The 14,291-nt window shown below is 70.7% G+C and carries 13 protein-coding genes and 1 tRNA gene; 7 read left to right on the top strand and 7 right to left on the bottom strand.

Annotation, left to right across the window (positions count from 1 at the left end; translation table 11 throughout):
- The first annotated feature begins 35 nt into the window (after positions 1 to 35).
- A complete protein-coding gene (locus C3E78_RS12590; RefSeq protein ID WP_235833613.1) occupies positions 36 to 2,312 on the top strand; it encodes a glycosyltransferase family 2 protein in 2,277 nt (758 codons plus the stop codon).
- Positions 2,313 to 2,351: 39 nt separating this feature from the next.
- Here C3E78_RS12590 and C3E78_RS12585 read toward each other — a convergent pair whose 3' ends face one another.
- Positions 2,352 to 2,801, bottom strand: a complete 450-nt coding sequence (locus C3E78_RS12585; RefSeq protein WP_108578888.1) for an OsmC family peroxiredoxin — start codon at positions 2,799 to 2,801, stop codon at positions 2,352 to 2,354.
- A gap of 163 nt (positions 2,802 to 2,964) precedes the next feature.
- Between C3E78_RS12585 and C3E78_RS12580 the strand changes: the two genes are divergently transcribed.
- Positions 2,965 to 4,170, top strand: coding sequence for an alpha/beta hydrolase family protein (locus C3E78_RS12580; protein WP_108578886.1), 1,206 nt, complete (start codon positions 2,965 to 2,967; stop codon positions 4,168 to 4,170).
- Here the strand turns inward: C3E78_RS12580 and C3E78_RS12575 are convergent, their stop codons facing one another.
- A complete protein-coding gene (locus tag C3E78_RS12575) occupies positions 4,171 to 4,776 on the bottom strand; it encodes a TetR/AcrR family transcriptional regulator (protein WP_108578884.1) in 606 nt (201 codons plus the stop codon). It abuts the gene before it with no gap.
- Between the two features lie 122 nt (positions 4,777 to 4,898).
- Between C3E78_RS12575 and C3E78_RS12570 the strand changes: the two genes are divergently transcribed.
- A complete protein-coding gene (locus C3E78_RS12570; RefSeq protein WP_199906818.1) occupies positions 4,899 to 5,576 on the top strand; it encodes a hypothetical protein in 678 nt (225 codons plus the stop codon).
- A gap of 38 nt (positions 5,577 to 5,614) precedes the next feature.
- Here the strand turns inward: C3E78_RS12570 and C3E78_RS12565 are convergent.
- Positions 5,615 to 5,689, bottom strand: a tRNA-Arg gene (locus tag C3E78_RS12565).
- 53 nt (positions 5,690 to 5,742) lie between these two features.
- Here C3E78_RS12565 and C3E78_RS12560 point away from each other — a divergent pair.
- The 3 genes from C3E78_RS12560 (at position 5,743) to lysA (ending at position 9,516) form a co-directional block, all read left to right on the top strand.
- Positions 5,743 to 6,138, top strand: a complete 396-nt coding sequence (locus C3E78_RS12560) for a response regulator (protein ID WP_108578882.1) — start codon at positions 5,743 to 5,745, stop codon at positions 6,136 to 6,138.
- Between the two features lie 315 nt (positions 6,139 to 6,453).
- Positions 6,454 to 8,118: an arginine--tRNA ligase gene (gene argS, locus C3E78_RS12555; RefSeq protein WP_108578880.1), complete on the top strand. Its 1,665-nt coding sequence runs from the start codon at positions 6,454 to 6,456 to the stop codon at positions 8,116 to 8,118.
- A gap of 3 nt (positions 8,119 to 8,121) precedes the next feature.
- Positions 8,122 to 9,516, top strand: coding sequence for a diaminopimelate decarboxylase (gene lysA, locus C3E78_RS12550; protein WP_108578878.1), 1,395 nt, complete (start codon positions 8,122 to 8,124; stop codon positions 9,514 to 9,516).
- A gap of 13 nt (positions 9,517 to 9,529) precedes the next feature.
- Here lysA and soxR read toward each other — a convergent pair whose 3' ends face one another.
- Entirely contained in the window at positions 9,530 to 10,027 is a 498-nt protein-coding gene (gene soxR, locus C3E78_RS12545) for a redox-sensitive transcriptional activator SoxR (protein WP_108580880.1), read from the bottom strand.
- Between the two features lie 55 nt (positions 10,028 to 10,082).
- Here soxR and C3E78_RS12540 point away from each other — a divergent pair, with 55 nt between their 5' ends.
- Positions 10,083 to 11,561 carry an MFS transporter gene (locus tag C3E78_RS12540; RefSeq protein WP_108578876.1) on the top strand — a complete coding sequence of 493 codons (1,479 nt, stop codon included), beginning with the start codon at positions 10,083 to 10,085 and terminating at the stop codon, positions 11,559 to 11,561.
- A 4-nt stretch (positions 11,562 to 11,565) separates the two neighbouring features.
- Here C3E78_RS12540 and C3E78_RS12535 read toward each other — a convergent pair whose 3' ends face one another.
- From C3E78_RS12535 to C3E78_RS12525, 3 genes are all read right to left on the bottom strand, one after another.
- On the bottom strand, positions 11,566 to 11,877 hold the full coding sequence (locus tag C3E78_RS12535) for an AzlD domain-containing protein (protein ID WP_108578874.1): 312 nt from the start codon (positions 11,875 to 11,877) through the stop codon (positions 11,566 to 11,568).
- Positions 11,874 to 12,575 (bottom strand): AzlC family ABC transporter permease, encoded by a 702-nt coding sequence (locus C3E78_RS12530; protein WP_108578872.1) that lies wholly within the window; start codon positions 12,573 to 12,575, stop codon positions 11,874 to 11,876. The genes C3E78_RS12535 and C3E78_RS12530 overlap by 4 nt, the downstream gene beginning before the upstream one ends.
- A 63-nt stretch (positions 12,576 to 12,638) precedes the next feature.
- Positions 12,639 to 14,273 carry a carboxypeptidase regulatory-like domain-containing protein gene (locus C3E78_RS12525; RefSeq protein ID WP_108578870.1) on the bottom strand — a complete coding sequence of 545 codons (1,635 nt, stop codon included), beginning with the start codon at positions 14,271 to 14,273 and terminating at the stop codon, positions 12,639 to 12,641.
- Positions 14,274 to 14,291: the final 18 nt, after the last annotated feature.

Below are 14,291 nucleotides of genomic sequence, written 5' to 3'. Positions count from 1 at the left end.
GAGACAGGTCGTTGCGTGTGAGGTCCAAGGCCAACGTGGCAGAGCCGAGGACACGTCGTCAGTGGGGGGCCGAGCGTCGCTCGGAACCGCTGTCGATCGTGCACCCGGTACCGAGCGCCGCCAAGATCACGTGGGGCAGAGTCGCCATCGTCGTCACGATCCTGTCGTGGATCGGGTACGTCGTCTCGACGATCCTCCGCGAGTTCATCGACTACGGCGGCAGCTTCCGGTTCACGATGGAGGCGTTCTCGTACGTCCTGGTGGTCACGTTCCTGACCTTCTCGGCGCTGATGTACCTCGTGGCGCGCCAAGGCGCCCTGCTGCGGTTCCGCAGCCACGTCCGCGCCCCCCGGGGGCTGATCGACCGGCACTTCGCGGAGGCCCCCAGCCAGCGCCTGACCGTGCTGATCCCGTCGTACGCCGAGGAGCCTGACGTCGTCCGCCTGACGATGTGGAGCGCCGCGCTGCAGGAGTACCCGGACCTGCACCTGGTGCTGCTGATCGATGATCCGCCCGCGCCGACCGATCCGGCCGTCCGGGCGAAGCTCGAGGCGACCCGGCGTCTGGCTCCGGACATCCAGGAGGCGCTGCGTGAGCCGCGCGAGCGGTTCCAGGCCTCGCTCGCCGCGGCCGAGGCGACCCTCGCTCGCGGCAAGGGCAGGCGTCGCTCGGTCAAGACCGCGCTGGCGGACTACCACGCGGCGGCGGACTGGCTCGAGGCCATGGCGCAGGCCGAGCAGGTCGTCGACCACGTCAGTGAGTTCTTCGTCGACCAGGTCCTCGTCGGCCTGGCCAACGAGCTGCGGCTCACGGCGCTCGCGCTGCAGGCGGCGCTGGACCAGGGCGGGCTTCCCGAGCCGTCCCGCATCCTGGAGCTGCAGCGGCGGCTCGCCTGGATCTTCCGGGCCGACCTGACGAGCTTCGAGCGCAAGGCGTACGGATCGCTGTCCCACGAGGCCAACAAGGCGATGAACGTCAACGCCTACCTGGGGCTCATGGGCCATGTGTGGCGACCGCAGCACACGGCGCTCGGCGTCATGCTCGACGAGGTCGAGACCGCCGAGCCGGGTGACCTGGACATCCCGGACTCCGGCTACGTGCTCACCCTGGACGCCGACTCACAGCTGCTGCGCGACTACTGCATCCGGTTGGTGTTCTACCTCGAGCAGGAGCAGAACCAGCACGTGGCGATCATCCAGACGCCGTACTCGTCCTTCCGTGGCGCGCCGACCCGCATCGAGCGGATCGCCGGTGCCTCGACGGACCTGCAGCACATCCTCCACCAGGGCAAGACCCACCACAACGCGACGTTCTGGGTCGGCGCGAACGCCGTCATCCGCAAGAGCGCGCTCGAGGACATCGTCGAGGTCGAGAACATCGGCGGCCACGACGTCAAGACGTACATCCAGGACCGCACCGTCATCGAGGACACCGAGTCGAGCATCGACATCGGCACCGCGGGGTGGACGCTGGTGAACTATCCCGAGCGGCTGAGCTACAGCGCGACCCCGCCCGACTTCGGGTCGCTCGTGGTGCAGCGTCGACGCTGGGCCAACGGGGGGCTGCTGATCCTGCCGAAGCTGTGGGAGCAGATGAGGCACCGGCGGCACAGCGGCACGCGGGTTCACCTGACCGAGCTCGCGCTGCGGGTCAACTACATGGCATCGATCGCGTGGGCCAGCTTCGGCCTGCTCTTCCTGCTGTTCTACCCGTACGACAGCCGCTTGCTGAGCCCGCTCGTGCTGGGTGCGGCGCTGCCGTACTTCCTGGCGATGGGCAGCGACCTGCGCGCCTGCGGGCACCGGTTCACCGACATCTTCCGGATCTACGGGTTCAACCTCGTGCTGCTGCCGGTCAACCTCGCGGGGGTGCTGAAGTCGGTCCAGCAGGCGTTCACCGGCGAGAAGATCCCGTTCGCCCGGACGCCCAAGGTCCGCAACCGGACAGCGGCGCCTGCGCTGCACGTCATGGTCCCGTACCTGATCGTGCTCTTCTCGCTCCTCACCGCATGGCGTGACTACCAGCAGGAGAACTGGGGCAACGCAGGGTTCGCGATGTTCAACGCGATCCTCGCCACGGTCGCCATCAGCTCGTACATCGGCGTGCGCGCGTCCTTGGTGGACATGGGCCTGGGTGTCCTGAACTGGCTCTTCGTGGAGCCGCGCCCCAAGAAGGCCGCAGCACCCGCCCCCGCACCGGCCGACGGGGCCATCGACTGGGCGACGATCCTGTACTACGGCGACCGGCGACTGGCCCGCGACCTGCGACGCAGCGGCGACCGGCGACGACGGCTGCGCAGGACGAACGCCTGACGCCGGCGGGGCGCCCAAGCGGCCCCGCCGGCGGCACGGCTACGCGGTCTCGAGGGATGCGTCCAGCGTGATCTCGGGGACGGACGCGAGCGCCTTGCTCAGCGGGCAGCCGACCTTGGCCGCCTCCGCTGCCTCCAGGAAGCCCGCTTCGTCGATGCCTTCGACCTCACCGCGGACCTTCAGCGCGATCTTGCTGATCTTGAACCCGCCGTCCGCGGAGTCCTCGCCGAGCGTGACCTTGGCGGTCGTCTCGATCGAGACCGGGGTGGCGCCCTTCTGGCCGAGGACGGCCGTCAGCTGCATCGTGAAGCACGAGGAGTGTGCCGCGCCGAGGAGCTCCTCGGGGTTGGTCGCGCCACCGCCGTCCTCGGAGGAACGCTTCTTGAACGACATCTCGAACGTGCCCAGACCTGAGTCGGTGAGCTCGACCTGGCCCGAGCCGTCCTCGAATCCGCCGTCCCAGGCAGTGCGTGCTGTGCGTGTGGGCATGGTGTGTCCCTTCGTCGGTGTGCCCCCGACGCTACTGCGGTCCCACGGCGTCGCAACCGCCTCGCGTGCAGCGTGGGTGTGGCGGACCCATTGTCCGGCTTCGGTGCGTGTGCCATCGTCGATTTATCGCAACAGGTAGTTGCATTAATGAAACGGAGCGGTCATGCATCTCATCTTCGACACCGACGAGGCGTTCTCCTTCGAGACCCTGCGCACCAGCGCGTACATCCCCTACGGCGGCGCAGACATCGGGGAGGTCATCTCGACGGCCGACCGGATCACGCCCGGGGACACCGAGTCGTGGCACCGGGAGTGGCGCGCTCTCGCCGACCGGATCGCCGCGATCGCCGACGGGTGCGCCGCTGGCGGGCACCAGGTCAGCGCACGCGGCGCCTACCTGAGGGCGTCGAACTACTACCGGACGGCCGAGTTCTTCCTGCGCGACGACCCCACGAACGATCCGCGGGTCTCCGACGCCTCCGGCCGCGCGGTCGACGCGTTCCGCAGCGCGATGGGCCGCCAGGACGAGTGGACACAGGTCGGGATCCCGTACGAAGGGGTCGAGCTGAGCGCCTACTACCTGAACGTCACCGGGGACGAGCCGGGACCGACCCTCCTGGCGCACGGCGGGTTCGACTCCACCTGCGAGGAGATGTACTTCGTGGTGGGGGAGGCCGCGCGCCGCTACGGGTGGAACTGCCTGATCTTCGAGGGCGGTGGCCAAGGGGCTGCACTGCGGAAGGACCACCTGGCGATGCGCCACGACTGGGAGGCGTTCGTGACACCGGCCGTGGACGTCGCGCTCAAGCTGCCAGGCGTCGATCCCGACCGCATCGCCCTGATGGGGATGAGCCTGGGCGGCTACCTCGGCCCGCGGGCGGTGGCGTTCGAGCCGCGGATCGCAGCGTGCATCGCCTACGACGGCATCTTCAACATCAACGGCATCGTCAATCTCGCCGGCGGCTCCGCAGCAGGTTCGCCCGGGCAGGACGCTGACCCGGCCCAGCAGCTCGCGGCGCTGCAGGGCCTCATCGACCGTCGCACCGAGCTGCCGACCCAGCAGCGCTGGGTCCTGTCCAACGCCTTGTGGGTGTTCGGCGCCGACACCGCCGAGGAGCTGGCGGCCGAGGTCGTCAAGTACGACCTCGCCGGCGTCGCGGACAAGATCACGTGCCCCACCCTCGTCTGCGAGGGCGAGAACGACCAGTTCGCTCCCGGCCAAGCGAGCAAGCTCTACGACGCCCTGCAGTGCCCCAAGACCTTCATCCGGTTCACCGCGGCGGAGGGCGCCGGTGAGCACTGCCAGGAAGGAGCGCTCAACCTGTTCCACCAGAGGATGTTCGACTGGCTCGACGACACCCTGCGGTGATCAGGTCGACAGCAGGCCGGCGCGTGCCGCGGCCAGCGTGATGCCCGTGGCCCTGGCGATCAGGTCGGCGTCGACGGGTTCGCCGGCCGTGACCAGCCGATAGGCCAGCGGCGCGCGGAAGGTGTCGAGCAGGGCCAGAGGGTCGCAGTCGGCTGGGATCTCACCGCGCGCGATCGCGCGTTCGACGGTCGGGAGAACCCGTTCCGTCTGGTGGTCGAAGTAACGGCGTGCGGCCTCGCGCAGCTCTCCGCCCTCCAGGCCGGCGGTGAGGACGAAGGCGGCGACCTGACGGCCCGGGCCGTAGTTGAAGATCCGCCCCAGGTGGCCGCCGAGGGCCAGCAGGTCCGACTCGATGCTGCCGGTGTCGACGGCCGGGACGTCGTCCGACCAGGTCGTGAGCGCGTCCACCAAGAGGTTGTCGAGCGTCGACCAGCGGCGGTAGATCGTCGTCTTGTTCACCTGCGCCCTGGTGGCGACGGACTCGACGCTCAGCCCGGCGTACCCGCTCTCGACCAGCTCGGAGAACGCGGCGTTGAGCACGGCCTCGCGGACCCGCGCGCTGCGACCACCCGTCCGCACACCACGGACGACCTGGTGGTCCGGCACGAGGTGGCCTCCCTGGTCGGCTCGATGAACGATGCGTCGTCCATCGTACGTCTGCCGCCGGGGCGGACGACCGTGTCGCGGCCCGTCGTGTCCCCGGCGTGTCGTGGTGCGAGGGTGGGGCGGTGGACCCGCAGCAGCAGCCCCAGCACCCGTTGGGCGAGATGATCGCCTCGGCAGCGGACGGTCGGTTCCCGCCCGTGGACGGCGGCTGGCAACGGGTTCCACCTTGGCGGCCGGGGCTCGAGGCCGTCGTCGCGTTCACCGGTCACGCCGTGTTCGCGGTCTCGCCCGACGTGACTGACGCCGATCTGTCGCGGCTCGGCGCCGACGGGTTCGGTGGCGCGCACGACCCGCGCCTCGTGAGCGCGCTGGCCGGCCAGGACGCGTGGATCGACGTGCTCGACGTCCTGCTCGTCGCGCGGGGGAGAGGCTCGCGTCTTTCAGACCTCGTGCGCCGGCCAGACCTGGCGCGCCACCCACGGGCGCTGCACGCTGCGGCGATCCGCGACGACGTCGAGGTGCTGGGCCGTCCGGACCCGGCGAGGTCGGCGGTCGTCACCCTGGGCCGCGGGGTGGGCGGCCTGTGCGAGCTGAGCTTCGAGACCGAGCTCGACCACCGTGGTGGGTCCGGCGTGGCGTTGATCGAGGCCGCCCTGGCTGCGGTGCCCCAGGACAGGGTGGTCGTGGCGGCCGCTGCGCCCGGCAACGCGGCCAGCCTGCGAGCCCTGCTGGGGGCGGGCTTCGCGCCGGTCGGGTCGATCCAGCTGTTCTGCCGCGACGGATACCCCGGCACCCGCTGACGTCCGGCACCGGCCGCCCGGAAGTGTGTCGGCACTGATGGTGCCCCCGGCAGGATTCGAACCTGCGCTTCCGCCTCCGGAGGGCGGCGCTCTATCCCCTGAGCTACGGGGGCCAATACGGCCAACTGCGGTGTGAGCCTACCGCACGGCCACTACGGTGTTGTCCATGCCCAGAGTGCTCGTCGTCGACGACACCCCGTCGATCCGTTTCCTCATCCGGACGAACATGGAGGTGGCCGGATTCGAGGTCGACGAAGCGGTCGACGGGGTCGACTGCCTCGAGTCCCTGCGCCGTATGGAAAAGCTGCCCGATGCGCTCACGGTCGACGTGATGATGCCCCGCCTCGACGGTGTCGCGACCGTGGCGGCGATCCGCGCCGACCCCAAGCTCGCGGGCATCGGGATCATCATGGTGACGACGCAGGGCCACCCTGCCGACATCCAGCGGGCGACCCGTGCCGGCGTCGACGCGTACGTCACCAAGCCCTTCGACCCGGACTTCCTGATCCAGACCGTGCGGGACGTCATTGACAGCAACAAGAATCGTCAGCCGCCTGCTTGAACAACGCCTGATCCGGACGTACGGTTTTCGTACACGGAGAGGAGGTGGTCCGAAGAATGAATTCGTCTTGGACTTGTGAGGTGGCTGTCCGCTAGCCACGAGGCCCGGCTCCACGAGCCGGTGTTCTGGTGAAACAGGACTGGTGGCGGCGAATACCCGCAGTCACCCGACCCGCAGGGCGTCGAGTTGTCCACTCGACGCGTGCCTCTACCGCCGGCGATTCCGGTGCAGGGTGCACGGCCCTGCGGGTCGCCCACGTCCGGACGCCTTTTCGGCGGCGTCCGGGGCCCGGATGCCGGGAGATACCCTAGAGCGGTGACCCCCGAGCAGCTCTCCACCACGATCATCGACGCCCTGACCTCCCTCGTGGAGGCCGGCACCATCACCTTGCCTGACGGCGTGCCCGCCGAGGTCGTGGTGGAACGACCCAAGGTCAAGGAGCACGGGGACTACGCGACCAACATCGCGCTCCAGCTCGGCAAGAAGGCCGGGATGAACCCGCGCGAGTTCGCGCAGCTGCTGGCCGACCGCCTCGGCGACGCGGACGGTGTCGCGAGTGCCGAGATCGCCGGCCCGGGCTTCCTCAACATCCGCGTGGACGCCGGTGCCCAGGGCGCGCTCGCCCCGCAGATCGTCGCGGCCGGCACGGCGTACGGCACGAGCGACCTGTACGCGGGCCAGAAGGTGAACCTGGAGTTCGTCAGCGCCAACCCGACCGGCCCGATCCACATCGGCGGCGTCCGATGGGCCGCGGTCGGTGACTCGCTCGGCCGCATCCTGTCCGCGATCGGCGCGGACGTCACCCGCGAGTACTACTTCAACGACCACGGCGTGCAGATCGACCGGTTCGCCCGGTCGCTGCTGGCCGACGCCCGCGGCGAGGACGCTCCCGAGGACGGGTACGGCGGCCAGTACATCCATGACATCGCGCAGACCGTCCTGGCCAAGCACCCCGAGGCGGCGACGCTGCCGGACGCCGAGGCGCTGGAGACGTTCCGCGCCGAGGGCGTCGACCTGATGTTCAGCGAGATCAAGCAGAGCCTGCACGACTTCGGCGTCGACTTCGACGTGTACTTCCACGAGAACGACCTGCACGAGTCCGGTGCGGTCGATCGGGCCATCAGCCGCCTGCGCGAGCTCGGGATGATGTACGAGGAGGACGGCGCCACGTGGCTGCGCACGTCCAACTTCGGTGACGACAAGGACCGCGTCGTCATCAAGTCCGACGGCGAGCCGGCCTACATCTCGGGCGACCTCGCCTACTACCTGGACAAGCGCGAGCGCGGCTTCGACCGCTGCCTGATCATGCTGGGCGCCGACCACCACGGCTACGTCTCGCGGATGATGGCGATGTGCGCCGCGTTCGGCGACACCCCGAAGGTCAACCTGGAGATCCTGATCGGCCAGATGGTCAACCTGGTCAAGGACGGCGAGCCGCTGCGCATGAGCAAGCGCGCCGGCACCGTCATCACCCTGGAGGACCTCGTCGACCTGATCGGCGTGGACGCCTCGCGCTACGCCCTGGCGCGCTACTCGATGGACTCCACGATCGACCTCGACCTCGACCTGTGGGCCAGCCAGACCAGCGACAACCCGGTGTTCTACGTGCAGTACGCCCACGCGCGGCTGTCGTCGATCATCCGCAACGCGGTCGACCTCGGGGTCACGATCGACGAGGCGACGTTCGACCCGTCGCTGCTCGTGGTCGACCAGGAGGGCGCGCTGCTGCGCTCGCTGGCGGACTACCCGAAGGTCGTGGCTCGTGCCGCCGAGCTGCGCGAGCCGCACCGCGTCGCGCGCTACCTCGAGGACACCGCGGCGGCGTTCCACAAGTTCTACGACGTCGCGCACGTGCTGCCCAAGGGCGACGAGGAGCCGACCGACCTGCACCGGGCGCGGCTCATGCTCGTGGCCGCGACGCGCCAGGTCATCGCCAACGGGCTGGGACTGCTCGGTGTCACCGCACCCGAGAGGATGTAGCCCGTGCGCTCCCACGAGGCCGGCGCCCTGCACGGCCAGTCCGGTGACCGCGGTCCCGCCTGGCTCAGGAGCCCCGAGGACCCCAACCGGCTCGTCCCGCACCTGTGGGCCGAGGGCGTCTCCAAGGTCGATGGCGTCCTGACCGTCGCCGGGGTGTCGGTGGCCGACCTCGCCGCCGAGTTCGGCACGCCGACGTACGTCGTCGACGAGGACGACTTCAGGCGCCGCGCGCGGTCGTTCAAGGACGCGTTCCCCGGCGCCGACGTCTACTACGCCGGCAAGGCGTTCCTCTGCGTCGCGGCTGCCCGATGGATCGCGGACGAGGGGCTCAACCTCGACGTCTGCAGCGGCGGCGAGCTCGCCGTCGCGCTGAAGGCGGACTTCCCGCCGGCTCGCATCGGCCTGCACGGCAACAACAAGTCCGTCGCCGAGCTGCGCCGGGCCCTCGAGGTCGGTGTCGGGCGCATCATCATCGACTCGGTCGAGGAGATCGACCGCCTGCGTGACCTGACCGCGGAGCTCGGCGTCACGGCCCCGGTCATGATCCGGGTGACGGCCGGCGTCGAGGCGCACACGCACGAGTACATCTCGACGTCCCACGAGGACCAGAAGTTCGGCTTCTCGATCACCGGCGGCGACGCGCTGGCCGCCGTGCGGCAGGTCCTGGCCGTGCCCGGCCTGGACCTGCGGGGCCTGCACTCGCACATCGGGTCGCAGATCTTCGTCACGGACGGTTTCGAGGTCGCGGCCCGGCGGGTGCTGCGGCTGCACGCCGAGATCCAGAAGGAGCTGGGCGTCGCGCTGCCGGAGTTCGACCTCGGCGGCGGGTTCGGCATCGCGTACACGACCCAGGACAACCCCTCCACGCCCGGTGACCTCGCGCGCGGCATGCTCAAGATCGTCGCGGACGAGTGCGCGGCGATGGGCATCGAGGTGCCCCACCTGTCGATCGAGCCCGGCCGTGCGATCGCGGGCCCCTCGACGTTCACCCTCTACGAGGTGGGCACGACCAAGTCGGTGGCACTCGACGGTGGGGCGTCACGCCGCTACGTGTCGGTCGACGGCGGCATGAGCGACAACATCCGGCCCGCGCTGTACGGCGCTGACTACTCCTGCACGCTGGCGTCCCGCGCGTCCGACGCGCCGGCGGTGCTGAGTCGGGTCGTGGGCAAGCACTGCGAGTCCGGCGACATCGTCGTCAAGGACGAGTTCCTGCCTGGTGACGTCACCGCGGGGGACCTGCTCGCCGTGCCCGGCACCGGTGCGTACTGCCGCTCACTGGCCAGCAACTACAACCACGTCCCTCGCGCGGCCGTCGTCGCGGTGCGCGACGGCGAGGCCCGGGTCATCCTGCGTCGCGAGACCGAGGACGACCTGATGACCCTCGACGTCGGCTGACCCCCCGCGGACGTCATCCCGCACGTGGCGGAGGCGAGCCGTCCGGGATGACGTCCCCGGCGGGTTCGCGTCGCTGGAGCCGGTGGGGCCCCGGTCCCTTGCTCCCGAGCACGTCCTCGGCGTTGTAGAGGGCGCAGCTCGTGAGCGACAGGCAGCCGCACCCGATGCAGCCGTCGAGGTCGTCCCTCAGGCGCTGCAGCTGGTCGATCCTGGCGTCGAGGTCGGCGCGCCACCGCCGGGACAGTCGCGACCAGTCAGCCCTGGTCGGGACGTGGTCGTCGGGCAGCGTGCCGAGGGCCTCGCGGATCCGCGCCAGGGAGATGCCCAGGCCCTGCGAGACGCGGATGAAGGCGATGCGGCGCAGCACCTCGCGGGGATAGCGGCGCTGGTTGCCGGCCGTGCGATGGCTTGCGATGAGACCCTCGCGCTCGTAGAAGTGCAGGGCCGACACCGCGACGCCGGAGCGCTCGGCCACCTGGCCGGGGGTGAGCTCCGGGTGCCGGGACGTCATGTCCCGACCGTAGACCACCCCTCGATTTGACCTCAACCCCGATTGAGGATGTGGAGTGGTCGCACCGACGACGAAGGAGCAGCATGCGCGTGACCGGACAGCACCGGCCCGGAAGAACGGACGTCCCACCGGCACGGTGGGCGTGCGACGAGATCGCGGCGATCCGCGGCGCGCGCCGGTGAGCGCGCCGGCCCCGGCGGGGGAGCGGCTCTGGCTCGGCCCGCACGGGCGGGTCGTGGCCGGCATCTTCTCCCTCGCGTTCCTCGTCGCGTTCGAGTCCCTCGCGGTCGCCACCGTGATGCCCGTGGTGGCCGAGGAGCTCGACGGGCTCGCGCTGTACGCCCTGTCCTTCGCTGCGCCGATGGCCGTGGGCGTCGTGTCGATGACACTGGCCGGACCGCTCATGGACCGTCACGGCCCCGCGCTGGCCGTGCGCGGCGGTGTCATGGTCTTCTCGCTGGGGCTGTTCGTCGCCGGGCTCGCGCCCTCGATGGCGGTGTTCCTGACCGGCCGAGCAGTGCAGGGACTCGGCAGCGGCTTCATCTCGGTCGGGCTGTACGTCATGATCGGGCGGACCTTCCACGAGGACATGCGGGCGAGGGTCTTCACGGTCATGACCAGTGCCTGGGTCCTGCCGGCGCTCGCGGGTCCGTTCATCGCGGGCACGATCGCGGACCTGGTCGGGTGGCGCTGGGTGTTCCTCGCCGTCCCGGCGGTGGCGGTCGCGTCGCTCGGGCTGATCTGGCAGGCGCTCGACCGGATCGTCGGGGACCGTGCCGTCGTCCTGGACCGTCGGCGGGTGTGGTGGGCGGTCCTCGTCGCCGCGGGTGTCCTGTCGGTGAGCCTGGCCGGCCAGCGGGCTGCGACGTGGTGGCCGGCGCTGCTGCTCGCCGCCCTCGCGGTCACCGTGCGGTACGCACCCAGGCTCGTGCCGCCGGGCTCGTGGCGCGGCCGACCGGGGCTCCCCAGGGTGGTGGCGACCCGCAGCCTGCTCAGCGCGGGCTTCGTCGGCGCCGAGACGTACGTGCCGCTCTCGCTGGTCCAGCACCGGGGCCTGACCGCCGCCCAGGCCGGCCTGCTGCTGACCACCGGGGCCGTCCTCTGGTTCGCCGGGTCGTGGCTCGCCGCCAACGTGCCCGTCCTCGCGGCCAAGCCACTGCGGGTCAGGCTGGGCTCGACGTGCGTGCTGATCGGGACCGCGGCGGGATTCCTCGCCCTCCTCGACCAGGTCCCGTTGTGGGTCGTGGCCGCCGTCTGGGCGGTCGGAGGCTTCGGGATGGGCATGGCCCTGTCGACGCTGGGTGTGCTGCTGCTCGACCACTCCGGCGCGGCCGAGCAGGGTGCGAACAGTGCCGGGATGCAGATCAGCGATGCCGTGGCGGAGTCGCTCCTGCTCGCCCTCGGCAGCGTCCTGTTCGCGGTGATGCTGCACGTCGACGAGATGGTCGGGTACGTCCTGGTGCTCGGCTTCGCGAGCGCCGTCGCGGCACTCGGTGTCGTCATGGCGATGCGGGTGGAGGCGGCACGCCGGTGAGCGTCTAGGTCACGGCCCGCAGCAGGGCGGTGACCGCGACCGCCGCCACCACGGCCAGGAGGAGCGGGCCGCGGCGCACCAGGATGATGCCGCCGACGGCCACGCCCGCGGTGTTGGCCCCCACGTGCCACTGGTCGCCGACGGCGAAGGTGCTGGTGACGACGAGAGCGGCCAACAGGGCGGGTGCCATCAGCTCGATCACGCCGGTGAGGCGGGGAGGGATGTCGCGTCCGCCCAGGGCGACCGGGCCGATCCCCTTGATCACGGCGGTGACGACCGTGCAGCCCGCGATGGTCCACCAGATCGTCGTGCTCATGTCGCCGACCTCCTTCGGCGCAGGCCCCACAGGGCCACGAGGCTCGCGGCGAGCACGGGCAGCCCGGCAGGGGCCACCTCGACCAGGCTGAGCGCCACCAGCCCGCCCACGAGGGCGACGACCAGCGTCGTGCGGTCCCTGACCTCGGCGATGACGAGAGCCAGGAAGAACGTGGGGTAGATCGCGTCGAGGCCGTAGCGGGACGGATCGCTGAACAGGTCGCCACCCAACGCGCCGAGGACCGTCCCGGCGATCCACGACACGTACTGCGGAGCGGTCGAGCCGAACAGGAACCAGCGGTCGAATCGGCCACCGCCCCGGTTGGCCATGGCCCACGAGGCGTCGACAACGGCCTGGCCCTGCACCGCCCGCCACGACGCCCGCCCCGGCAGCGACGGGCCGAGCGCGATGCCCATCGGGAGGAACCGCGAGTTCATCAGCGCGGCGGCCGCGACGGCCGCGCCGGCGGTGCCGCCCGAGGCGATGATCGACACCGCGGCGAACTGGGCGGACCCGGCGAAGACCACCGCGGACATCACGATGGCCGCCTCGGCGGAGAACCCCGAGTCGCGCGCCAGGATGCCGAACGACATCGACAACAGGAAGCCGACCGCCGCGTAGGGCAGGCCGGCCCGGAAGCCGGCTCCGAGCGACTCCCGTCGCGCGTCCGCCGCGTCTGGGCTGGAGGGGGCGGCCATGGGGTCCACCTTGGCATCTGCCGTCGGTGGCGCAGGTCGTGCCCGCACCACCGACGGACGTGCCTACTTCTTCTTGACCTTGGCGGTCTTCGAGCTCAGCCTGCTGACGGTCACGTAGTGGCTCTTGCTCCGGGTGACGCGCACCGTGATCCGCTTGCCGACGTCGGCCTTGCGCACCTTGTACGTGCTCTTCTTCTGGCCCGAGATGGCGCGGCCGTTGCGGTACCACTTGTACTTCGACGTCACCGGTGACGGGCCCCACGAGCCGGTCCTGGCTCGTAGCTTCTTGCCGACCTTCGCGGTTCCGCTGATCGAGACCTTCGCGCTCGTCAGCACGCCCTGCACGGCCGCCGTCGCGGCGGAGGTCACCGCGACGGGTGTCGCGCCGTCGAGTGAACCGGTGACCTGCACCGTGATCCTCCGGCCCGCCTGTGCGTTGCTGAGCCGAAGAGTCGGGCCGGTGGCCCCGGGGATCGGGACACCGTTGGCACGCCACTGACGACGCACCGCGACTCCGACGGGCGTCCAGGTGCCGGGTGCGACGGTCAGGGTCTTGCCGCTGCGAGCGGTGCCGGTGATCTTCGGGGTCGCGCTCGTGATGGCGGGGGCGGCGCCGAGCTGGATCGTCAGGCTGAGGACCTGACCGTGGGACGTCGCCGAGACCTCCTTCGCGGCAGCCTCGCCGTACGCGTTGTCGTACCACTCGGTGGCGCCCCCGACGCCTGCCGGCGGCGTGAAGAAGAACTTGTGGCGCTCACCGATCCGCACCGTCTGGTGGTAGACGCCGGCGCCGTCCGTCTTGTTCGGCCCCGCGCGGCGCGGACCCCACTCGCCGTCGGAGAACGTCCAGACGCCCACGTCCGCGTTCGGCACCGGTTTGCCCGCCGGGTCCTTGACCGTGAGCTGGATGCGCGGTGCGGCGGCCAGGGTGAAGTCGATGTTCGCGGTGGCCGAGCCCGGGGCGACCGTGAGGGGCGTCGCGGTGGCGTACGTTGCCGCGTTCTTCCAGTACTTCTCCTCGTGGGAGGTGACACCGGGGGCCGCGTCGTGCCGCGCGGACACGCGGTAGACGCCCTTGACCAGACCCTTCGCGAAGCCGGTTGTCGTGGAGTAGCGACCGTCGGGACCGGTGGTCACGCCTGGGCCGCCTCCCGCCGCGCTCCGCTGGAAGGAGACGCTGGCGTTGGCGATCGGGTTGCCGGCGGTGTCCGTCACCCGGCCGGAGATCTGGCCGGCAGGTTCGAGCACCATGTCGGTGACCTTGCTGGCCTTGCCGCCGACGACCTGGACGGCCGTGGCGTCATGGACCACCTCGGCGTCGTTGTAGTACTCGCGCTGGTAGGCGCTGCTGCCGGCGGCGTCGAAGACCTGGGCGACCTCGAACTTGTAGAACCCGGGCTTCAACCCCGTGAGGCTGAACGTGCTGCCCGTGAAGCGGTGACCCGTCGAGCCGGAGTACGCGCCGTCCTTGGTCGGCGCGTGGGACCAGTAGATGTAACCCTCGGCGGCGGGCGTCTTGGCACCCCCGACCGACTGGGTGAAGACCGTGCCGGTGATGGACCCGGTGTCGGCGGCCTGGGCGGGCTGGGCGGTCAGTCCGGCCACCGAGAGGCAGGCGGCGACGAGCACGCCGATGAGCCGGCGCACGTGTCGCTCTCGCGGCGTCGACGTGACAGCGGACGTTGCAGCAGAAGTCATGGGGGCCCCCGGTTGAGT

Source organism: Aeromicrobium chenweiae (assembly GCF_003065605.1).
GTDB classification, from domain to species: Bacteria; Actinomycetota; Actinomycetes; order Propionibacteriales; family Nocardioidaceae; genus Aeromicrobium; species Aeromicrobium chenweiae.
Note: the sequence above shows the minus strand (reverse complement) of the source record. Positions and strands in the feature narration are given on the sequence as shown.